Below are 20,656 nucleotides of genomic sequence, written 5' to 3'. Positions count from 1 at the left end.
ATGCCGCTCCTGGAGGTCAGAAACTTAAGGCTCTACTACCAGACGACCAAGGGCATACTGAAGGCCCTCGACGGCGTCTCGTTCGAGCTGGAGGAGGGCGAGACCCTTGCGGTGGTGGGCGAGACCGGGAGCGGCAAGTCGACTCTGGCCAAGGCCATAACTAGGGTCTGGGAGAGGAACGTCTCGTTAGTCGACGGCGAGATCTATCTAGAGGGCGAGGAGATCCTGCACATGCCGGAGGACCGCTTCAGGAGAGAGATACGCTGGCGGAAAGTGGCCATGGTGCCGCAAGCCTCCATGAACGCCCTCAACCCTGTCATCACGGTCGGCGAGCAGATGGTGGAGCCGCTGGTGCTACAAGGCGTGCCCAAGTCGGAGGCCCTCAAGCTGGCCCAAGACTCCCTCGAGTCGGTGGGCCTTCCGAGGGACGTCGTCAACAGATACCCGCACCAGCTGTCGGGCGGCATGAAGCAGAGGGTGGTCATAGCTATGGCCATAATGGCGAGGCCCAAGCTCCTGATCTTGGACGAACCAACGTCGGCTCTCGACGTCATGACCCAAGCCAACATAATGAACCTGCTGAAGGAGTTGAAGGCGAGGCTGAAGCTCACGTATATATTCATCACCCACGACCTGGCGCTAGCCAGCGAGCTCGCCGACTCCGTCGCCGTGATGTACGCCGGGAAGCTCGCCGAGATAGGTAGCGCAGAGGATATGTACGCCGCCCCGGCCCACCCCTACACTCAAGGCCTTATGTCCAGCATGCCCACTCTGAGGACCGACAAACAGCTGTCCTATATACCAGGAGAGGTGCCGAGCCTCATCGACCCGCCCAAGGGATGTCGCTTCCACCCGCGCTGTCCCTACTTCGCCAACGACAAGGCGCTCAAGGGGCTCTGCGACGATAGGGAGCCGCCTGCGTTCGAGCTTAAGCCTTGGACTGGGAGGCGCCATCTGGCCGCGTGCTGGCTGTATCAATTTAAATCGGGCGGTTTGTAGGGGCCATGGCGGGCAAGATAGTCGAGGTCTCCGACACCCCTTGGGTACATGCCGACTCTTTGGTGGTGGCCCACAGACTGAGGCTGTGGTACACGGTCAAGAAAGGGCTCTTCTCGAAGCCCATATACGTCAAGGCGGTAGACGACGTGAGTCTGAGCGTGGCCAGGGGGGAGACCCTCGCCGTCGTGGGCGAGTCCGGCAGCGGCAAGACGACGCTCGGCAGGACCTTGATAAGGCTGTTGAAGCCGACCGGCGGAGAGCTGTTGTTCGACGGGAGGGACGTGACGAGCGCGGAGGAGTCCGAGCTACGGAAGTGGTTCAGGCGTAGGGTCTCCATAGTGTTCCAAGACCCCTACTCCAGCCTCCACCCGTACCACAGCATCGGCTTCATATTGGAGGAGCCCCTGATGATACACGGAGTCCCCAAGCAAGAGAGGCTGGAGAGGGTGTACAAGGCCCTCGAGGAGGTCAAGCTGACCCCTCCCGAGGACTTCATAAACAAATACCCGCACATGCTCTCGGGCGGCCAGCGCCAGCGCGTCGCCATAGCACGCGCCATAATCCTCAACCCGGATTTCGTGGTCGCCGACGAGCCCGTATCTATGTTGGACGTATCGGTGAGGGTGGAGATACTCACCCTCCTAAAGGAAGTCCAGAAGAGGCACAACGCCGCGTTCCTCTACATAACCCACGACATATCGACGGCAAAGTACTTCAGCGACAACATAGCCATCATGTACGCCGGGAAGTTGGTGGAGTACGGCCCGTTCCGCGCAGTGGTGAGGGAGCCGGCGCATCCCTACACCCAAGCGTTGATAGAGGCCATACCGGACCCGGATCCGAAGAACAGGCTGAGGCCGAGGAAGGTCGCGCCCGGGGAGCCGCCCAACTTGGCCAACCCGCCGCCGGGATGCCGCTTCCACCCGCGTTGCCCCTTCGCGATGGATATATGCAAGAGGGAGGAGCCGCCGATGGTCGAGGTCAGGCCGGGCGTCTACACGGCCTGTTGGCTTTACGTCAAGAGGTAGCCACCGTTTTGGAACCCGCCGCCGTGCCTGAATGGGTAGGGCCCCGTATAAGGTTCAAGTGCGCTCTCTGCGGGGAGTGCTGTAGGCTCTACTGGGTCCCCATAACCCATATGGATCTCCTGCGCATAGCCGAGAGGACCGGCCTCAAGCCTCGGGACTTCGCCGCGCCCATCCCCAAGGCCGCCGTGGGCGAGTGGGGAATGCCGGCGTTTCTTCTGTCCGACGGCCGCGAGCACTACCTCGTGTTGAAGAAGAGGCTGGACGGCTTCTGTATATTCATCGAGCTGAGGAGTGGGCGCTTCGTCTGCTCCATCTACGACGCGCGTCCGCTGAACTGCCGCTTCTACCCCTTCGTATATATCCCCGGCGACGTGGTGCGCCTGGAGCTGGTCGAGGGCGCCGAGAGGTTCTGTCCAGGCATAGGCAGAGGCCCCGTCCGCGACCTCTCGGCGGAGGCCGAGGCGGCTGTGGAGAGAGAGCGGGAGATGGAGAGCTATAGGGAGGTCGTGGAGCGGTGGAACAAGCTTGTGGCGTCCGCGGAGGTCGACGGGGACTTCGACAAGTTCTTGGAGTTCGCACTGGCGGCGGCCCGCGCGTCAAAGCTTTAACTGACGCCCCGACGGGCCTCGTGGTGAGGCGCGGCGACTGGGTGATGCTGGTGTCGGAGGACGGGCTGAAGATTGTGGCTAGGCATAGGGGGCGGCTGGAGACCATAAGGGGGTACGTGGAGGCCTCTGCTCTCGACAACGCAGACTACGGGGACGTCGTGACGACGTCCTTAGGCCATAGGCTCTACGTGTTGAGGCCCACAATATACGACATACTGCCCCGCCTCAGACACGCGACGCAGGTTATATATCCTGTCGATGCCGAGTTCATAGCCCTCGTGTCGGGGATAGGGCCCGGCTCCGAGGTCGCGGAGGCCGGGACGGGCTCCGGCTTCCTAGCCTCGGTGCTCGCCTGGCGTGTCGGGCCTCTGGGCCGCGTCTTGACCTACGAGGTGAGGCCCGACTTCGCGGAGGTCGCCTGGGGCAATATAAAGTCGCTAGGCCTCGAAGGGGTCGTCGACCTAGCCGTAGCGGACGTGGCGGCGGCCGGCTTCGGCGCCGAGGGCCTAGACGCGGTGGTGCTCGACATGGGGAGCCCCTGGACTGCGATGGACGCCGCCTTAGATGCCTTGAAGCCCGGCGGAGTGCTCGTGGTGTTCAGCACCAGCGTGGAGCACGCCCAGAAGAGCGTGGCCGCTATGAGGTCCCGCGGCCTCCTCGACATAAATATGGCCGAGGTCTCGGTCAGGCCGTGGAAGGCAGAGCCGGGGGAGATGAGGCCCGAGACGAGGGCCGTGGTCTTCACGGGGCTTATAATCTGGGGGAGGGCGCCTCCTAGACGGACGCGGCCCGCCGCCTCCCCGTAATCTCTCTCGCCTCATCGACAGCCTCCTCGACCTTCGAGCCACGAAATCCTCGCCGCATATGCCGTCGCGGAAGCAGACTACGCGTAGGGATCCCGGCGACTAAGCGGCCCAAGCCCAGCCCGCCCAAGGCGTCTCTCCCCGTAGGTCCTTGCCCCAACGCCGTCAGCCCAAGCGAGGCCTCAATCGCCTCACTGACAGCTAGCCGCCCTCCTCGGCAACCAACAACACCTAGCGCGTTCGCCGGCCCCCACGTATTTCGAGCGCCTCAAGAGCCTCGTTGAGGATTTCCGCATAAAAACGAATTACCCTCTGCCCCACGGCGCGTAGAGGTTTTTAACCCGGTCGTGACGAACCCCATGCAGTTGATCAGAGCGGCGAGGCCGCATCCTAGGGAGAAGCTCAAGGGCAACTTGATGGAGTGGTTCCACTGGCTTCTGCGGGAGGCGGAGATATACGACATAAGGTATCCCGTGAAGGGGGCCTTCGTCTGGAGGCCCTACGGCATGAAGATAAGGAGGAACGTCGAGGCCGTCATCAGGGAGCTCCACGACTCCACAGGCCACCAAGAGGTGCTCTTCCCCGTCTTCATACCCTACGAGTTCTTCAGCAAGGAGTCGCAACACATAAGGGGGTTCGAGTCGGAGGTGTTCTGGGTCTCTAAAGGCGGGGAGGCCGGCGAGAGGCTAATACTGAGGCCCACCTCGGAGACCGCCATGATGCCCATGTTCAAGCTCTGGATACAGGACCACAGAGATCTGCCGCTCGCCGTCTACCAGATAGTCAGCGTCTTCAGGGCGGAGACCAAGATGACGAACCCCATGATCAGGGTGAGGGAGATATCCATGTTCAAGGAGGCCCACACGGCGCATGCGGATAGGGAGGACGCCGAGAGGCAGGTGAGGCTGGCCGTGGACATATACAAGAAGATATTCGACAAGATGTGTATACCCTACTTGATCTCCCAGAGGCCCGAGTGGGACAAATTCGCCGGCGCCGTCTACACAATAGCCTTCGACACGATCCTCCCCGACGGGAGGACTTTGCAGATAGGGACAGTCCACTACCTCGGCACAAACTTCTCCAAGGTCTTCGAGGTGACCTACTTGAGGCCGGACGGCAGCCACGAATACGTCCACACGACCTCCTACGGCATATCGGAGAGGAGCATAGCCGCCATGCTAATCATACACGGAGACGACGCGGGCACCACGATACCCCCCGCGCTGGCTCCCATACAGGCGGTGGTCGTACCCATAATTTACGGAGAGGAGAGGAAGGCCGTCATGGAGGCGGCCTCGAGCGTGGCCGAGAGGCTGAGGGCGTCCGGAGTCCGGGTCCACATAGACGATAGGGAGGACAAAACGCCCGGCTGGAAGTTCTACTACTGGGAGCTCAAGGGAGTCCCCTTGAGGATAGAGATAGGAAAGAGGGACGTGGAGCAGAGGTCGGTCGTCTTGGCCAGGAGGGACACCTTGGAGAAATACTCGGTGGGCCTCGACGAGCTGGAGGACGCCGTCAAGAAGTTGCTGGGCGAGATCGAGGAGAACCTAAGGCGCTCTGCCTGGGATAGGCTTAGGTCCTCCGTAGTGAAGGCGGAGAGCCTCGAGGAGGCGAGGAAGGCGCTCGGCGAGGGGAAGATAGTCGAGGTGCCCTGGAGCGGCGACAACGACTGCGGCTTGAAGATAGACGAGCTCCTCCAGGCAGACGCGTTGGGCATACCGATGGACGCCCCGGCGGACGTGGGCGGCGGCGATCTGCGCGACCTCGCCTGCCCCGACAAGAAGGCCAGCTACTGGCTTAGGGTGTCGGAGCGCTACTGACGTCTGGGGGACAGACCCATCTTTCTGGCCACGTAGGGCGCGCAGAACCAGCTGAGGTAGGGCAGAGGGCCTATGGAGACCCACGTGGCCCTCCCCCTCAAGAACTCCTCGTCCTCTTGCGAGAGGCCGTCTTGATCCCCCACCACAATCAACGAATCGCGCGGGATAGACGCCCTATCTATGTCGATGCCCGACTCGTGCAGATAGAAGACGGGCCCGGCCCACCTCCCCACTATATCCCTCAGAGACGCCTCGTAGCGCCTCATGTTGGGCAACTCCCTGGCGAGCTCCCTGGCGCTTCTCGCCGAGGTCTGCTCGACCTCCACTACGACTCCGTCGCAGAAGGTCAGATAGACCCTCGACGCGCCGGCCCTCAAGGCCTCCAGAGCGAAGTCGAGGAGGACGTCGGCCCTCCCCTTGACCAAGGGCTCGGGCGGGAAATCCCGCCAGCAGGCTGTGTCTGACTTTATCAGGAAGCTCAAACCGCGAGCGGCGCCCTCTTCTTCCGCTCCTCCCTAGGCCTCACCTTTATTAGGCCGAAGAACACGGCGCAGTTTATGCAGTAGGTCCTCGTGATGTAGTACTTAGGTATTATGGCCCCCTGTTTCTCGAGCTCTCTGGCCAGATCCGGCGGGACGGGGCTGTAGGGTATGGTCACCCTCACGGCCTTGGACCTAGGTATCAGCTTGCCGCAGTTGTCGCAGTGTAGCGTCTGTTCGTGGCCCTTATCGCCCTTATGCCTCCCTCGATTCTTCCTCTTCTTCGGCATACAGCCCCAGAACCGGATCCCTTTATAAAACTTTGCGCCGGGCCCCGCGCGGCGAATGTATTAATAAAGGCGGGTGGAGGGCGCCGTGATCGAGAAGTTGCGGAAGTACGTAAACCTCGACAGAATCGGCGCGTACATACCCATACCCGCCGACGCCGTAACGGCCCTCTCCCTCGTCGTGGCCCTCCTCGGCGTCTTTTTGACATGGAGCGGCTGGCCTCTCTGGCCCTTCATAGCGGCTGTGGGGGCCCTCGACGTGGTCGACGGCGCGGTGGCCAGGGCGAGGGGGACCGCGGGGAGGCCGGGCGCCCTCTTGGACTCGACGTTGGACAGATATACGGACGCGTTGATCCTGCTGTACTTCTACCCCTCTGTCCCCCATCTGCTCGTATATGCCTCACTCGTGGGCACTTTCTTGATCAGCTACGTGAGGGCGAGGGCTGAGTCCCTCGGGCTCTCGATGAGGGGAGTCGGGTTCATGGAGAGGGCCGAGAGGATCCTCTACCTCCTCGCCGCGTCGCTCGTGGGCTTGTTCGCCAGAGAGGCCTTGGTCCCAGCCCTATACCTCTACGCGGCGCTCGTCAACGCGGCCGCCGCCTATAGGTTTCTGGCCGCCTACCGGGCCCTCAAGCGTTGAGGGCGCCCGCCGCGGGGGAAGCATTTTTAACGCCCCCGGTTCGGCCTACTATGAGCTTGGTGGCCAGGATATCCAACGGCAAAGTTGTCGAGAAGAGGGTCGTGGAGGAGAAGATCATGGAGGCGGTCAAGAAGGAGGGGGCGCGGTGGCTGGACAGATGGAACCCCGCCCTCTCCGACTTCATAATATTGAGGGATTTCGTGACCCTCAGCTACCAAGCGCCGATAACTAGAGAGTTGTTGGAGAAGATAAGGGAGTTCTCGCCGAAGAGAGTCGGCGACAAGATAGAGGTCACGGTGCCAGTCTTCGAGGTGGTGTACAACAGCACGTGGGCCGGCGACAACATGAGGATAGACGACGCGGTGGTCGTCGCGCCCCATATAGACGACGCGTCGGACGAGCAGATAATCAGCTCGGTGTTGCAGGAGTTCGCGGCCCCCGAGGAGGAATAGGCGAAACGGCCCCCGTCACCCGACCAGTTTCCCCACGCCCCTCAGCTCCTCCATGGTGAAGCCCAACGCCTCCAGCACCTGCTCCACAGTCGTCGCCATGAACTCCACGTATTTGCGGTCGTCTATCTCGTCTATACGGGCCAGCTGCACCGGCTTGACGCCTAGCGAGTCTCTGGTCTTCACATAGGCTATCACGTCGCCTTTGCCGAGCCTGACGCCCATCGCCTTACTCAAGAGCTCCGCGGCCTTGACGTGTTGCGGCTTGTTCTTGGTATATTCGTCCAAGTCCTTGTTAAGCGAGGTCTTTATCGCGAGCTTGTCCAGAGTTATCCTCTTCTCGCGTAGCTCCGACTCGTACTCCTTGACCAAGGCCGACACCTCCTCCCTCACTTTGAAGAGGTCGTCGAGGGTGTTGATGGCCCTCAACCTCTCCACTATGTCGTCCATGAGCTCCTTGACGAAGACGGGGGCGTTGCGCTTCTTGCCGACCAGCCCCTTTATCACGACGCCGCCGTCGGACGTGACGCCCAAGTAGTTCTTCTTGCGCCCGCTGAACAGCACGAACCTGTATATCTTGTCGAGGTCTATGTCTATGCCGAGCTGCGCGGCGTAGTCCACAAGCCCCTTTATCCTCTCGTCGGAGGCGCCCAACAAGAAGAGGCTGTCCGTGTCGCCGTATATCGGCTCCATGCCCAGCTCTATGGCCCTCAACACTGTGCTCGTCATGACGTATCTGGCCAACGCGGTCGTCAGCTCGGCGACTGGCGGGCAGTAGAGCGGGAACGTCTCGGCGCCGAAGACTCCGTAGGACGCGTTTATGAACACCTTCATCGCGCTCTGCACGACGTCGTAGAGGGCCTTCTCCTGCGGCGTCGGCGCGCTCTTTGCGAGCCGTTTGTAGACGTGGACTCTCAAGTCCCTCAAGATGCCCACCAACAAGCTGGTTATCCCCCTCCTCCCTTTACATATCCAGTGGGGAAGCTCGGCGATGGGCTTCTCGGCCCCCTCCTTGTTCTGGCAGTTGACAGTCTCGTAGGACAGATTCCACTTGCTTATAACGGAGGGGTAGAGCGAGGCGAAGTCCAGCACGTAGACGTTGAAGAAGACCCCCGCCGGCGGGTCCAAGACCACGGCCCCCGCGTATTTCTTGCCCTTGATTATCGCCTTGGTGTACGCCTCGCCTCTCGACTTTATTATATCCTCCTTGTTGGGTATCAGCCAGCCCCTCCTCCTGTGCTCGTAGTACAGCATGTTCCTGATCCAGGCCGACACTTGGGATCTGGTCAAGTCCTCGAGAGGCATCTTCGCTATCCTCGACAAGAGCAACATGAGCTTCATGACCAGCTCGTCGTTGTATAGGGTGAAGTAGAGGGTTATGAAGGCGTCGCGGAAGTTGTACTCGGCGAGCTCGTCGAGGGGCATGGAGGACACGACTCCCTGCCTCTCGACCTTGCCGACGCCGAGTATGGCCGATGCGATGGCGTCTAGGCCCCTCTCGCCTCTATAGACGCCGCCGAAGGCGTAGACCTCGACCGCCTTTATCGCGAAGAACTTGTAGAGGTCTATGTGGATGCCGGGGGCCACGGTGACGTAGTCCCTCCTGGCCACTACCGGTATCTCCTCTCTCTTGAAGCCGAGGGCGAGCGCTCTGTTGTAGAGATAGGGCATGTCGAAGTTGTCGCCGTTGAACGTCACCACTAGGGGGTACTGGACGATGGTCTTGAACACCTCGGCGACTAGGTCGTATTCGCTGTCGAAGAACATCACGTCGAACTCTGCGTCCGAGAGCGCCTTCAAGTCGACGTTGACGCCGGGCCTCCTCAAGAGGAGGACTCTGCGCAAGCCGTCGCTGCCGACGAGGGCCACAGAGACTATCTCGTACTCCGCCTCTCTGGGGTTGGGGACCTTGTTCTCTTGCGGCGTGAACACCTCGATGTCTATGGCCACCCTCTTTATGTGGGGTATGGGGGCCTGGAAGAGCGGTATCCAGTTGGCCGCCTCGGCCCTCTCGTCGTCCGAGGAGAAGACGCTGGAGAGGCTTTTGGCCACCTCCGGCGGTATCTCCACCTCCACGGGGATTAGGCCGTTGCCCTCGCTGCGGTACCACATGCCAGGTATGATCCCTCTGTCGAACAGATAGCTGTGGTGGTACTTTATCCTGGACTCCCAAGTCTTGGGCAACACGTCTCTGATAGACTTCCTACTCCCGCCTATGGATAGGGGGTCCTTGGCGTATACCTTAGTCATCACAATCTTCCTATCGGAGAGAGCGTCGTACTTCTCCACCGCCTCCATGTGGCTGAAGCCCGGATGCCTCAACACGTCGGGGAACTTCTCGGCGATTACCTCGGGGGGGAGGTCTGTCACGAGATACGGCCTATGTCCCGTGTTGTCGTACCAGTAGTAGACTATATCCCCCGCCGGGTCGTAGAGCTTCACCAAGGCCTTGCCCTCCGCCCCGTCGTAGGTGACCGAGAGGACTATCGACGGCGGTATGGAGGTCGATACGGCGCCCTTTATCTTAAACTCGGCCACCTCCTCCCCCTCAAACTCCCGGATCTCCTCGCCCTCCTCTAGGAACTCCTCTTCCTCAAAAGCCACGGATTTAAGGCCCTGCGTTATTTAAAAGCGTGTGCCAGACCGCGTAATATCTCCCGCAACGTCTGGGGCCGCCGCTGGAAGGAAAAGTTAATAAAGAGCCGCGTAGAGAACAATAATGGTCATTTACGTTTCGCCGCATAAGAACGAGACTAAGACCACAATGTCGACAGACCTCAAGAAAATCCTCCTCACAGAGGTTATTGGCGAGGTGATACAGGGCGTCACGATATTGGACTCGCGAGGCGTCCCGGTAATACACCATCTGCCGAATACGTTGACTGCGAAAACGCTTAGACAAGTCTCAAACCTCATCGAGCTGGTCAACATAATCAGGCAGAACCAAGACGAGAGCCTCGGCGATTTCCAGTACGTCATGGTGAAGTATATGAACTATAAAGTCGGTATATTCGAGTTGCCCAACAAGAAGGGCTGGCTGATCGTCTTTATAAACCCGCTTTGGCATATAGAGAATGTCATTCCGAAAATAAGGCAGTTTTCTCACAAAATAGCTCAAGTTATTGCCTAGAACGGCCCAACGCCTGGTGGGCTCTAGCGAGCTCGTTTCTAGCCAGCGCAAGTATTAGGTTCAGCTCCCCAGCGAGGACCGCCGACGCCACGATCTCGGCGAATTTGAGCGCGTTGACGCCGGGCGGGTCGCCCGACCCCGCGACCCCCAACATGGAGAGGGCCTCCCGTTGTGTCGGGAGCCCGGTACCGCCGCCGACAGTGCCGACCTCAAGGCTTGGGAGAGTAACCGATATGTAGAGCCCCTCCTCCCGCGGCTCGGTCCAGGTAATGCCCATGCTCGACTCGACGACTTGCGCCACGTCTTGCCCCGTCGCGATGAATATCGCAGTTATTATATTGGCGAAGTGCGCGTTGAAGCCGTAGGAATGGGCGAGGGCAGAGCCGAGGAGGTTCTTCCTCACGTTGACCTCGTGTACGGCCTCAGGAGTCACTCCGAGCCTCGACAGCGCCTCCCTCCTTATCAACGCCTCGGCTACGACCGTCTTGCCCCTCCCCATCAGGAAATTGACGGCGTTGGGCTTCTTGTCGACGCACATGTTCCCGCTCAACGCGACCAGCTCGGCCTTGGGGTAGCCCCTCTCTATGTATTTAGCGGCCGCCTCCGACGCTATGGTGGCCATGTTCATCCCCATGGCGTCGCCGGTCTCGAACACGAACCTGAGCCAGACGTTGTTCCCCACAACGAACGGCTGTATCTCCTTCAGCTTCCCGTGTCTAGTGGTGGACTCCGCGGCCCTCTTTATCTCCTCCCTATGGGCCTCGACCCACTTGACGAAATCCAAGGCGTCTATCAAGGACGGTAGCTTGAAGAGGGGCGCCCTCGCCATGCCGTCTCTGACGACCCTAGCCCTCGCTCCGCCGGACTCCGTCACTATCTTGGCGCCTCTGTTGACCGAAGCCACGAGGGCGCCCTCGGTCGTGGCCAGCGGTATGTAGAACATGCCTCTCGCGTACTCCCCCTCGACTAGCAGAGGCCCGGCCACGCCTATCGGTATTTGGGCGGCGCCTATGGGGTTCTCGATATTTCTGCCCACCGCCTTGTTGAAGTCTATCACGGTGGACCCTATGGCCTCCAGCTTCACGCCCAGCTTCCTCTCCAGGAACCTCCTCCTGTACTCCGCCGCCTTGTTGGAGTCGCCCAACTCCTTGTCGAGCTCGTGTAGCTTCAGCTTCCCGCTGTCCAGGGCCTCGATTATTTCCTCCACTCAACTTTTTAATACGTTGTCTTATCAAGTTTTCGATGCAAGACGTATGGGTAAACGGCACGGCCATGATGCAGACAGGCCGCCACTACAACCTGAACATCGACGAGATGGCGGCGAGAGTCCTCGACGAGGCTCTAAAAGACGCCGGCTATCCGGAGCTGGACGCCCTCTTCGTGGCGTCGGCGACCGCCGAGCAGGCGGATAAACAGCAGATGTTGGGGGCCTACATAGCCTCGCGGCTGGGCCTCGACAAGATAGCCACTTACAGAGTCGAGAACGCCGACGGCTCTGGCGGCTCGGCCCTCATGGCGGCCGCCATGGCGGTTAGGTCGGGCCTCTACAACTGCGTCGCGGTGGTCGGCGTCGACAAGCCCAACGACGTCCTTTCAAACCAGCAACAGGACATATACTCGACCGCCACAGACAGCGTCTACGAGCGGTATTTCGGCGTGACCCCAGCGGCGCAGGCCGCGCTTATGGCCAAGATGTATCTGGCCAAGTACGAGTACAAGTACGAGGACCTAGCCCTCTGGCCCGTCCTCATGCACAAATACGGCGCCTCGAACCCCTACGCCTATATAAGGAAGCAGGCGAAGGTTGAAGACGTCCTCGACAGCGAGCTGGTCAGCGACCCCTTGAGGCTGTACGACGTGGGGCCTATGGCGGACGGCGCCGCCGCGGCCGTTCTGTGTAGCAGAAAGGGCGTGGCGAAAGTGTTGGGCATGTGGAGCTCCACCAACGCCGTGCCCTTCAACGCAAGGCAGGAGTACGACGTGCTGTACTCGGCCAGAGAGGCCGCCGAGAGGGCCTACAGAATGGCCGGCGTGACGCCGCGCGACGTGGCTACCGCCGAGGTCCACGACTCCTATTCTATATTGGGCGTCCTCGCGGTCGAGGCCCTCGGCCTGGCCCCGCGCGGCGGGCTCCTCGCCTCGTTGAGGTCGGGCGCCGAGGTCAGGGTCAACCTCAGCGGCGGCCTGAAGAGCAGAGGGAACGTTATGGGCGCCACCGGCGTCTACCAAGCCGTAGAGGTGGTCTGGCAACTTATCGGCAGAGGGCCCTTCAAGAGAGTCGACGGCTCTATAGGCGTGGTCCACTCCATGGGCGGCGTCGATAGGACTTCGACCGTTGTCGTTCTGGGGTTATAGCAAAAGATATTAACGAGTATGAGCTAGGCTCTATGGAACACGAGTCGGTTCCCCTATACTGGCGCAACATACCTAGCTATTACCGCCTCGTGGCCAAACGGTGTAGGAAATGCGGCGAGGTCTACTACCCGCCGGCGGTCAAATGCCCCAAGTGCGGGTCGGCGGAGCTGGAGGACTTTCAACTGCCCCACGAGGGGGAGCTGGTGGAGTTCACAGTGTTGAGGTCGGTCCCCACAGACTTCCTCAAACAGAAGCCGTTGGTGATAGGCCTCGTGAAGCTGGGCCCCGTCAAGGTGCTCGGCCAAATAGTCGACGCGGCGCCGGAGAAGTTGAAGGCCGGCCAGAAGATGGAGGTGGTCTTCAGACGCGTGGTCGTGGACGGGAAATACGGGCTCGTGATGTACGGGTACAAGTTTAGGCCGAGGCCATGAGGACCGGCATAGTCTCCTGGGGGGCCTACATACCCAAATACAGGATAAGGACCGAGGACATCGCCGCTACTTGGGGCGACGACCCCACCAGGATCGTGGACCTCTATCTGGTCTACGAGAAGAGCGTGGAGGGGTATGACGAGGACGCGGTGACCATAGCCACGGAAGCCGCCAGAAGGGCTCTCAGGAGAGGCAACGTCGACCCCAAGAGGATAGGGGCCGTGTACTCCGGCACAGAGTCCAAGCCATACGCCGTGAAGCCCATATCGTCTATCCTGATCGACGCCCTCGGCCTCACGAACAACGTATTCACTGTGGACATGGAGTTCGCCTGTAAGGCGGCCTCCGACGGGATAGTCGCCATAGCCGGCCTCGTTGATTCGGGCAGGGTGGAGTACGGACTTGCCGTAGGCACGGACACGTCCCAAGGCGAGCCGGGGGAGCACCTGGACTACTCGGCCAGTAGCGGCGGAGTCGCCTACGTCATAGGTAAGGACGGCGTGGCGGCCGAGTTCGAGGCTATATACACCTACAACTCCGACACGCCCGACTTCTGGCGCAGGGAGGGCTCTCCGTACCCCATGCACGGGGAGGGCTTCACGGGAGAGCCGGCCTATTTCAGACACGTGGTCGGCGCCGCCAAGGGCGTAATGGAGAAGTACGGCTACAAGGTGTCCGACTTCGCCTACGCCATATTCCACCAGCCCAACGGGAGGTTCCCCATGCGCGCGGCCTCCATGTTGGGCTTCCCGCCCGAGAAGGTCAAGCCGGGGATAGTGGTGACCCACATAGGCAACACCTACAACGCGTCTGCCTTGATGGGCCTCGCCAGAGTCCTGGAGCAAGCGAAGCCGGGCGACAAGATCTTGTTGGTGACCTTCGGCTCGGGCGCCGGCTCCAACGCGTTCGTCCTAAACGTGACCGACGTCGTTCTGGAAAGGCAGAGGGCAGACGTCCCCAAGGTGGACGACATGATAGCCGACAAGATATACATAGACTACGCGACATATCTCAAGAATAGGAAGATGGTAAAACTCTTCGAATAGGCCGGTAATACCTTTTTTATAGTCCCCAAGATTAAAAACCCGTGCGCCTCTCGTTATATGCCCCGCCGCCAGACGGACAAGGTCCTCCAGAGGAAGGACCAGATACTGGAGTTGCTGAAGAAGCACGGGGAGCTCACCACCAGCGCCATAATGAGGCTCACCGGCATGAGCCACAGCCAGATCTTCTACGTGTTGAAGATGTTGGAGAAGGAGGGGTTCATAAAGGAGGTGCGGCGCGGGAAGATAGCCTATTGGCGCCTCAATGTTGAGCAAGAAAGCGGACTTAAAGAACAGTGAGCTTCTAGGCGTCCTCGCGGCCTCGATACTCTGCGCCAAACAGGGTTGCGAGGCGGACGGGCCGGAGATAGCCATAGGGCCGCTCAGCCTAAGGCTCTACCAAGGCCAGGCGAGGCAGGAGGCGAAGAGGGAGCGGAAGGGCCAGTTGAGCCTGCTAGACCTCGCCGGAGGGAGGGCCCGACAAGAGGCGCCTAGGCCGAAGCCCGTCGAGAAGCCCAGACAGCCCCGGGAGGCTAAGAAGGAGCCGACCGCAGAGAGCCGGCCCAAGCCCGTAGCCCAGGCAGAGAGGAAGGAGCCGGCGAAGGAGGAGAGGGAGAAGGCCGAAAAGGCCGAGGCGGGCCCGTCGGAGGGCCGGAGCGAGCCAGCAACGGGGGCCGGCCCGGCCGGAGGCAAGATCGACCTGGCCTACCTGGCGGATACGGCCTCGGACGTCTTGGGCCTCGACGCGCGGGAGGCGAGGCGCCTCCTCGAGGCGGTTCTGCTCTACCTCTCCAACTATCCCAGCGTCGGCCTTCTGAGGTTTTTCGAGGATCTCAAGAGGGCTACCAAGGCCGATCCCGAGGTGTTGAAGAAAGTGCTGAACATCTTGAGGTCCTACGACATAGTGGAGCTCCACGAACTGGGCGTGGTGAATCTGAAGAAGAGGGTGGAGTTGAAAAGGGAGACCAAGCTTTAGCTCGCCGCGCGGCGCGCCGGGATGTAGGCCTCAGTCCTGTGGCCCTTGACGACCAGCACGAGGTCGCCTTTGTCTCTAAGGGCTCTGAGAGCCTTCCGGGCCACGGTCATCTTGACCCCGTACTTGCTGGCCACTTCGTAGACCGTCACTATAGGCATCGACTGTATATCCTTCGAGAGGGCCTCAAGCAACTTGTCGAAAGCCGACTGCGCCGGCCTTTTAGGCCCCGCCTCCTCCTTCTTCTTGGCCTTAGCTTGGGCTTGTTGTTGCTGTTGTTGGGCCTTCTCGGCCTTCTTGGCGAGCTGGCTTAGGGTAGGCCTTTTCTTCCCGCCCACTGGCCACGGTACGCGGAATTATATAAAGCTTTGCGCAGAACCTGCCAGGCGCCGGCGTCGGCGCGTATACGCGCTGTGCCGGGGAGGAGGCGGAAGTTTTAAAGCCTACGTATTTAAATAGAGTTTAAAAAGTGGGTATGGAATCTTCTAAAAGGCAGGGCCCTACTCACAAGATAGAGAACATAGTGGCGACGGTCAATCTCGGCGTCGAGCTCGACCTGGAGCAGCTGGCGGAGAAGTTGCCCGTGGCCGAGTACAACCCAGACCAGTTCCCCGGCCTTATCTTGAGGCTCACCAAGCCGAGGATCTCCGCCTTGATTTTCAGGACGGGCAAGATGGTGTGCACCGGCGCCAAGAACGAGAACGATCTGAAGAACGCCGTCCACGCCTTGGTGAAGCTCTTGAACGACCACGGCGCTAACGTGCCGCTCAACCCCGAGGTCCAAGTACAGAACATAGTGGCCTCGGGTAGCCTAAACGCCGAGGTCGACCTAGAGCAGGCGGCGCTGTTGTTGGAGAACGCCATGTACGAGCCGGAGCAGTTCCCCGGCCTAATCTACAGAATGACCGATCCCAGAGTCGTCGTCTTGATATTCGGCAGCGGCAAGATAGTGTGCACCGGCGCCAAGTCCGAGAAGGACGTCGCGGTGGCTGTCCAGCAGCTCTACGACAAGCTTAGGGAGATAGGGGTGCTCTACGTCGAGGAGGGCGGCGGCGAGGAGGCCGAGGAGCTTGAGGAGGAGGGCGAGGAGGAAGAGTGATAGGCCTCTATGCAGAGAAGATAATAAGGACGGACCTACCCCTACTTGTCCCCATCTGCGAGGCCGTAAAGCCGAACGTCATCCCCTACGTTGACGACGACCTAGCGTGCCTCGTGGAGGCTCTTAGATCGGCCTACTCGGCCGTGGCCTTGAGGACCAAGAACAAGGTCGCGGTGAGGCTGGCGGCCGAGATCAGACCCGACGTGCTGATTCTCGTAGACGGCTTGGCTATAAGAGGGAGGCGCGTCAAGCCTCTGCTGAGGCCCGGAGCCGCGGCGCGAGGGTACTACCTCGTGGAGAGTCGGGAAGAGCTTAGGAGGATCGACGGCGCCCTCGCCGAGGGCCTATTCCTAAACGCCGACAGCTTCGACCAGACGTGGGTCGAGGAGGCCCTCCGCGGCCGCCTAAAATGCGACGGGTGCTCCACCTGCGGGCCCGTGGATCTGCTGGTCTGCAACGCCTACAGGGAGGTCGAGGTCGTCTAGCCTTTTACCTTAAGCGTCTCGCCGGGCCTCATCACGTAGACCTTGCTGCTGGACACAGCCTCCACTCTGGCCTTGAAGTCCTCGGGGTCTTGTTTGATGACCGGGAAGGTGTTGTAGTGCATGGGCACGACCGACTTGGCCCTCAAGAGCTGGACAGCCCAGGCAGCCTCGCGGGGCCCCATGGTGTAGAAGCCCCCTATGGGGAGCAGAGCCACGTCTATGTCGAACATCTTGCCTATGAGCTCCATATCGCCGAAGACGCCGGTGTCGCCGGCGTGGTATACGTTGCCCTCCGGCGTGGATATGACGAAGCCTGTCGGGGCGCCTCTATTGGCTGTGTGCAACGCAGGCGTCATGTACACCTCCACGCCGTCCCCCAACTTGACGGTGCCCCCTATGTTCATCCCTATGGTCTGCGCCTCCGGAATCCCCTTCTCGGCGACCTCCAGCGAGAGCTCGAAGGTGCCGACTATCGGCGCGCCGGTCTTCTTAGATATGTCGACCGACTCGCCTAGATGGTCCAGATGGTCGTGTGTAACGAGTATATAGTTCGGGCGCAGCGCGACCACCTCCTCCACAGTGGTCGGCGAGAGCGGGTGGGTGGCCCACGGGTCTATCAATATCTTCAGGGAGCCCGCCTCAACCAGGAAGAACGAGTGGCCGAACCACCTCAACTGCATATCGGATCCCGAATGCTGTTTTATAAGTTCTCACCCGACTATTTCTTCAGATCTAGGCGTATGGCGCGGGCATGGGGGGCGTATATGGACACCTGGTACCCTTTAGCCTCCGCGGCTGCCGCTATCTCCTTAAGCGTTGAGAAGGGCATGGGCTTGAGCAACACGAGCTTGAGGCGGTACGTCTTGTTTTTGGGGTCGTAGATGACCTTGGCGTACTTCAACGGCTCCTTGGCCTTCGCCTTCACGAGCTCCAAAAGCGCGTTGACGTCCTCCACGCCCCATCCTCCGGTCGGCCTTATATCAATTGTTTGTTGAAGATCGAGGCGAGGAGGTGGTCCAGCTCAGGCGCCGCGTCGTACATATCGCCGTTTATGGAGAAGCCGCCCGGCTCCTTGACCTCGAAGACCTTCCACGGCCCTCTGCCGAATTTCGCCAAGACGTACGCCTTGCCGCCGGCCCGCGACGCGAAGTCCAGAAGGCCCTCCACCTTCTCCGCCTCTATCCTTATGGCGGATCTCTTCGCCCTATATTTGAGCTCCATGACTAGGACCCTGCCTCTACAGATCGCCACCACGTCGGGCACGAACCTCTTCCTCACGCCTCCCCCCGAGGAGCAACCGCGCAGCACGGCGCAGCCTCTCTCCCACAGCAGATTGGCTATAGACCTCTCCTTGGATGCGCCCTTTGCTTTGGGGCTCGTCACGACCGAGGCCGCGCCTGTATTAAAATCAGTGGTTGTGTGATACCGGAGGAGCAAGGCTTTAAATAGGGAATGGGTTGTGGAGCCATGTCCGAATCGTTCGACGTGGTGGTCGTCGGCGCCGGCACGGCCGGCGCCTACACCGCCTACAACCTCGCCAAGAGGGGCTTCAAGGTGGCCTTCATGGACTCCAAGAGCGGCGATAAAGTCGGCGTCAAGACCTGCGGAGATGCCTTGGGCAAACACCACGTCGATAGGATGGCCCGCTTCCTCACGCCAAACCCCAAGATATTTGTCAACGAGATAAAGGGCGTCGAGCTCTTCAGCCCCGACATGAGGACTAAGTACGTCATAGCCGGCGAGGGCTACATGCTCGACCGCTTCAACTGGGGCAAGTGGCTCGTGAAGGAGGCCGTCAACGCAGGCGCCGCGTTCTTCGAGGGCCACACCGCGGTCGCGCCGATATTGGAAAACGGCCATGTGGTCGGCGTGAAGGCCACCGACAACCGACAGGGAGTGCACAAGGAGTTCAGGGCCAAGGTTGTCGTAGACGCGTCGGGCTCCGTCGGCGTTATCAGGACCAAGCTCCCCGACACGTGGCCCATCTCCGAGAGGCTCCACCCAGAAGACGTCTCCCACGCCTATAGGGAGGTCTTCTACATAGAGGACTCGGTGGAGAACCCCCAGTATATCAAGATCTACTTGGACCAGACCATATCGCCGGGAGGCTATTGGTGGGATTTCCCCTACTCCTCCAACTTCGTCAACGTGGGGCTAGGCATATGGGGCGTCCTGAAGATAAACCCCAACGCGAACTACAAGAAGTATCTGGAGCCCCGGTACAAGATAAAGGAGAAGGTCCACATGGGCGGCGGGTTCATACCGACGCGTCGTCCTCTCAAGTCGCTGGTGGGCAACGGAATACTGGCTGTGGGCGACGCGGCCGCCGCGGTCAACCCGCTCCACGGAGGTGGCATCGGGCAGGCCTTGCTGACCGGCGAGCTGGCGGCCAAGGCCATAGAGCGGGCCTTCTCGCAGGGGAGGTTCGACACGACGGCGCTCTGGAGCTACAACGTGGACTACATGAACGAGTGGGGCTATAGACAAGCCCAGCTCGACGTGATAAGGCTAATGCTCCAGACGCTCGACAACGACGACCTGAACTTCGGCCTCTCCCGGAAGTTGCTGACCGAGGAGGACGTCTTGGACATATCATCGCGCGGCGTGACTCTCTCAGTCGTCGACAAGATGAGGATAGCGTTGCAGTTCGCAACGAGGCCCGGCCTCTTGATGAAGCTGTACAACGCCATGCAGTACGCCAAGAGGATAGGCGATATGTATCTGGACTACCCGAGGAGCCCCGAGGGCTTGGACAGATGGCACGATAGGGTAATGGAGGCCTACGGGGAGTACCGCAGGAAGATAGGGCTCGGCCCAATGCCGACGTGATAGAGGAGGAGATCGTCGAGTACTACAGACTGCTCTATCTGAGAGGCCAGACCACCCTCCTCAGCGGCAACATCAGCGCCAGGCTCGGCGACCTCGTCGTCATAACGCCCACATCGGCGCCTAAGCCCCTCCTGAGGCCCTCGGACCTCGTCTACATAGATCTAGACGGCAGAGTGGTCAAGGGCGAGAGGGCGCCGTCCTCGGAGTGGAGGATGCACGTGGCGATATACAGGCGGAGGCCCGACGTGGCGGCCGTGGTCCACACCCACGCGGTGTTGCCGACGGTCCTAGCCGAGAGGATAGAGGCCGACCTCCTCCTGGAGAGCGAATCGTACCTCGGAGGGGGGATAGCGGTGGTGCCGCCTATCAAGCCCGGGACTTGGGAGCTGGCTGAGGCCGTGGCGGAGGCCCTCGCCAAGTCCAACGTGGCGATAATGAAGAAGCACGGCGTAGTCGCGGTGGGCCCCAGCCTGGCCGAGGCGGTGAATAGGGCCGAGGTGGTGAACGACCTGGCCTTGGCCACCCTCGCGAGGATATGGCTAGGCGGAGGCCCGTAGTCCTCGGCTACCTAATTGCGTTGGCCGGGGTGGAGGGCCTGCCGCCGTCCGAGGCGGCCAAGGCCTTGGGCATATCGAGGCAGGGCCTCCACAAGGCGTTGAGGAGGTTGAGGGCCGCCGGATATGTGGAGGAGGGCCCCTACATAAAAATCGCCGAGGCCGGCCGCGAGGTTCTGAAGGAGGCGTTGAGGAGCCTCATGGCGTATTTCGGCATGTCGGGCATACGGCTCGAGGGCTACGTGGCGAGAGGCCTCGGCGAGGGGGCCTTCTACGTATCGCTGGAGGGCTACCGGAGGCAGATCGAGGAGAAGCTTGGCTTCACGCCGTATCCCGGCACCCTAAACGTCGTCCTGACGGCGGACAGCCTCATATATAGGCGCTACCTCGAGGCCCTCCCCGGCATATTGATAAAGGGCTTCTCGGACGGCGTGAGGACGTACGGCAACGTCAAGGCGTTCAAGTGCAAGGTCGGCGGGATAGACTGCGCCTTGCTGGTCATAGAGAGGACCCACCACGGGCCGGAGGTCGTCGAGATAATCGCGCCGGTCAGATTGAGAGACGCCTTGGCCCTCAACGACGGCGACCCCGTCTCAGTAGAGGTCCAGTTGTTGTAGCGCGTTACCTTTAATAACGGGGCG

26 protein-coding genes are annotated in these 20,656 nt (G+C 60.7%); 18 read left to right on the top strand and 8 right to left on the bottom strand.

Going from position 1 to position 20,656, the window contains the following annotated elements; all coding sequences use genetic code 11:
* The 5 genes from TUZN_RS05710 (at position 1) to proS (ending at position 5,261) form a co-directional block, all read left to right on the top strand.
* Positions 1-999, top strand: a complete 999-nt coding sequence (locus tag TUZN_RS05710; RefSeq protein WP_013680002.1) for an ABC transporter ATP-binding protein — start codon at positions 1-3, stop codon at positions 997-999.
* A 5-nt stretch (positions 1,000-1,004) separates the two neighbouring features.
* The gene (locus TUZN_RS05705; protein WP_013680001.1) at positions 1,005-2,027 is read left to right on the top strand and encodes an ABC transporter ATP-binding protein; all 1,023 of its coding nucleotides are present in this window, start codon (positions 1,005-1,007) and stop codon (positions 2,025-2,027) included.
* 23 nt (positions 2,028-2,050) lie between these two features.
* Positions 2,051-2,635: a YkgJ family cysteine cluster protein gene (locus TUZN_RS05700; RefSeq protein ID WP_052886308.1), complete on the top strand. Its 585-nt coding sequence runs from the start codon at positions 2,051-2,053 to the stop codon at positions 2,633-2,635.
* 20 nt (positions 2,636-2,655) lie between these two features.
* Positions 2,656-3,441, top strand: a complete 786-nt coding sequence (locus TUZN_RS05695; RefSeq protein WP_013679999.1) for a tRNA (adenine-N1)-methyltransferase — start codon at positions 2,656-2,658, stop codon at positions 3,439-3,441.
* 356 nt (positions 3,442-3,797) lie between these two features.
* Positions 3,798-5,261, top strand: coding sequence for a proline--tRNA ligase (proS, locus tag TUZN_RS05690; protein WP_052886121.1), 1,464 nt, complete (start codon positions 3,798-3,800; stop codon positions 5,259-5,261).
* Here the strand turns inward: proS and TUZN_RS05685 are convergent.
* On the bottom strand, positions 5,255-5,743 hold the full coding sequence (locus tag TUZN_RS05685; protein ID WP_013679997.1) for an RNA methyltransferase: 489 nt from the start codon (positions 5,741-5,743) through the stop codon (positions 5,255-5,257). The genes proS and TUZN_RS05685 overlap by 7 nt on opposite strands.
* Positions 5,740-6,030 carry a 30S ribosomal protein S26e gene (locus tag TUZN_RS05680; protein WP_013679996.1) on the bottom strand — a complete coding sequence of 97 codons (291 nt, stop codon included), beginning with the start codon at positions 6,028-6,030 and terminating at the stop codon, positions 5,740-5,742. The genes TUZN_RS05685 and TUZN_RS05680 overlap by 4 nt, the downstream gene beginning before the upstream one ends.
* 85 nt (positions 6,031-6,115) lie before the next feature.
* Between TUZN_RS05680 and TUZN_RS05675 the strand changes: the two genes are divergently transcribed.
* Positions 6,116-6,667 (top strand): CDP-alcohol phosphatidyltransferase family protein, encoded by a 552-nt coding sequence (locus tag TUZN_RS05675; protein ID WP_052886307.1) that lies wholly within the window; start codon positions 6,116-6,118, stop codon positions 6,665-6,667.
* Positions 6,668-6,717: 50 nt separating this feature from the next.
* Positions 6,718-7,119, top strand: a complete 402-nt coding sequence (locus TUZN_RS05670; RefSeq protein ID WP_013679994.1) for a DUF2286 domain-containing protein — start codon at positions 6,718-6,720, stop codon at positions 7,117-7,119.
* 15 nt (positions 7,120-7,134) lie between these two features.
* On the opposite strand, the gene TUZN_RS05665 is transcribed toward TUZN_RS05670, so the two are convergent.
* Positions 7,135-9,720, bottom strand: a complete 2,586-nt coding sequence (locus tag TUZN_RS05665) for a DNA-directed DNA polymerase I (protein WP_013679993.1) — start codon at positions 9,718-9,720, stop codon at positions 7,135-7,137.
* Positions 9,721-9,835: 115 nt separating this feature from the next.
* Here TUZN_RS05665 and TUZN_RS05660 point away from each other — a divergent pair, with 115 nt between their 5' ends.
* The gene (locus tag TUZN_RS05660) at positions 9,836-10,246 is read left to right on the top strand and encodes a hypothetical protein (RefSeq protein ID WP_052886120.1); all 411 of its coding nucleotides are present in this window, start codon (positions 9,836-9,838) and stop codon (positions 10,244-10,246) included.
* Here TUZN_RS05660 and hmgA read toward each other — a convergent pair.
* A complete protein-coding gene (gene hmgA / locus TUZN_RS05655) occupies positions 10,236-11,453 on the bottom strand; it encodes a hydroxymethylglutaryl-CoA reductase (NADPH) (RefSeq protein ID WP_013679991.1) in 1,218 nt (405 codons plus the stop codon). The genes TUZN_RS05660 and hmgA overlap by 11 nt on opposite strands.
* A gap of 35 nt (positions 11,454-11,488) precedes the next feature.
* Here hmgA and TUZN_RS05650 point away from each other — a divergent pair, with 35 nt between their 5' ends.
* From TUZN_RS05650 to TUZN_RS05630, 5 genes are read left to right on the top strand one after another with little or no spacing between them, the layout of a single operon-like run.
* A complete protein-coding gene (locus TUZN_RS05650) occupies positions 11,489-12,601 on the top strand; it encodes a thiolase family protein (RefSeq protein ID WP_013679990.1) in 1,113 nt (370 codons plus the stop codon).
* Between the two features lie 32 nt (positions 12,602-12,633).
* On the top strand, positions 12,634-13,032 hold the full coding sequence (locus TUZN_RS05645) for a Zn-ribbon domain-containing OB-fold protein (RefSeq protein WP_013679989.1): 399 nt from the start codon (positions 12,634-12,636) through the stop codon (positions 13,030-13,032).
* Complete coding sequence (locus TUZN_RS05640; RefSeq protein ID WP_013679988.1) at positions 13,029-14,078, top strand: hydroxymethylglutaryl-CoA synthase; 1,050 nt, start codon at positions 13,029-13,031, stop codon at positions 14,076-14,078. The genes TUZN_RS05645 and TUZN_RS05640 overlap by 4 nt, the downstream gene beginning before the upstream one ends.
* Before the next feature lie 57 nt (positions 14,079-14,135).
* Entirely contained in the window at positions 14,136-14,375 is a 240-nt protein-coding gene (locus tag TUZN_RS05635) for a FaeA/PapI family transcriptional regulator (RefSeq protein WP_013679987.1), read from the top strand.
* Positions 14,341-15,051, top strand: a complete 711-nt coding sequence (locus TUZN_RS05630; protein ID WP_013679986.1) for a hypothetical protein — start codon at positions 14,341-14,343, stop codon at positions 15,049-15,051. The genes TUZN_RS05635 and TUZN_RS05630 overlap by 35 nt, the downstream gene beginning before the upstream one ends.
* On the opposite strand, the gene TUZN_RS05625 is transcribed toward TUZN_RS05630, so the two are convergent.
* Entirely contained in the window at positions 15,048-15,386 is a 339-nt protein-coding gene (locus TUZN_RS05625; RefSeq protein WP_013679985.1) for a 30S ribosomal protein S25e, read from the bottom strand. The two genes, TUZN_RS05630 and TUZN_RS05625, sit on opposite strands and share 4 nt — an antisense overlap.
* Before the next feature lie 137 nt (positions 15,387-15,523).
* Between TUZN_RS05625 and TUZN_RS05620 the strand changes: the two genes are divergently transcribed.
* Positions 15,524-16,147, top strand: coding sequence for a TATA-box-binding protein (locus TUZN_RS05620; RefSeq protein WP_013679984.1), 624 nt, complete (start codon positions 15,524-15,526; stop codon positions 16,145-16,147).
* Positions 16,144-16,632 carry a hypothetical protein gene (locus tag TUZN_RS05615; RefSeq protein ID WP_013679983.1) on the top strand — a complete coding sequence of 163 codons (489 nt, stop codon included), beginning with the start codon at positions 16,144-16,146 and terminating at the stop codon, positions 16,630-16,632. The genes TUZN_RS05620 and TUZN_RS05615 overlap by 4 nt, the downstream gene beginning before the upstream one ends.
* Here the strand turns inward: TUZN_RS05615 and TUZN_RS05610 are convergent.
* The 3 genes from TUZN_RS05610 to TUZN_RS05600 are packed head-to-tail and all read right to left on the bottom strand — an operon-like array spanning position 16,629 to position 18,015.
* Positions 16,629-17,312 carry a metal-dependent hydrolase gene (locus TUZN_RS05610; RefSeq protein ID WP_013679982.1) on the bottom strand — a complete coding sequence of 228 codons (684 nt, stop codon included), beginning with the start codon at positions 17,310-17,312 and terminating at the stop codon, positions 16,629-16,631. The two genes, TUZN_RS05615 and TUZN_RS05610, sit on opposite strands and share 4 nt — an antisense overlap.
* 38 nt (positions 17,313-17,350) lie before the next feature.
* Positions 17,351-17,587, bottom strand: a complete 237-nt coding sequence (locus TUZN_RS05605; protein WP_013679981.1) for a hypothetical protein — start codon at positions 17,585-17,587, stop codon at positions 17,351-17,353.
* Between the two features lie 20 nt (positions 17,588-17,607).
* A complete protein-coding gene (locus TUZN_RS05600) occupies positions 17,608-18,015 on the bottom strand; it encodes a Holliday junction DNA helicase (RefSeq protein ID WP_013679980.1) in 408 nt (135 codons plus the stop codon).
* A gap of 84 nt (positions 18,016-18,099) precedes the next feature.
* On the opposite strand from TUZN_RS05600, the gene TUZN_RS05595 reads away from it, so the two are divergent.
* Genes TUZN_RS05595 through TUZN_RS05585 form a run of 3 tightly spaced genes read left to right on the top strand, consistent with a single transcriptional unit; the run spans position 18,100 to position 20,632 of the window.
* Positions 18,100-19,461, top strand: a complete 1,362-nt coding sequence (locus tag TUZN_RS05595) for a digeranylgeranylglycerophospholipid reductase (protein WP_013679979.1) — start codon at positions 18,100-18,102, stop codon at positions 19,459-19,461.
* A complete protein-coding gene (locus TUZN_RS05590; RefSeq protein WP_013679978.1) occupies positions 19,458-20,018 on the top strand; it encodes a class II aldolase/adducin family protein in 561 nt (186 codons plus the stop codon). Before TUZN_RS05595 ends, TUZN_RS05590 begins: the two co-directional genes overlap by 4 nt.
* The gene (locus TUZN_RS05585; RefSeq protein WP_013679977.1) at positions 19,997-20,632 is read left to right on the top strand and encodes a DUF120 domain-containing protein; all 636 of its coding nucleotides are present in this window, start codon (positions 19,997-19,999) and stop codon (positions 20,630-20,632) included. The genes TUZN_RS05590 and TUZN_RS05585 overlap by 22 nt, the downstream gene beginning before the upstream one ends.
* Positions 20,633-20,656 lie beyond the last annotated feature (24 nt).

The organism is Thermoproteus uzoniensis 768-20 (assembly GCF_000193375.1).
GTDB lineage: Archaea > Thermoproteota > Thermoprotei > Thermoproteales > Thermoproteaceae > Thermoproteus > Thermoproteus uzoniensis_A.
The sequence above is the reverse complement of the archived record's forward strand: the minus strand, read 5'-3'. Positions and strand labels throughout refer to the sequence as shown.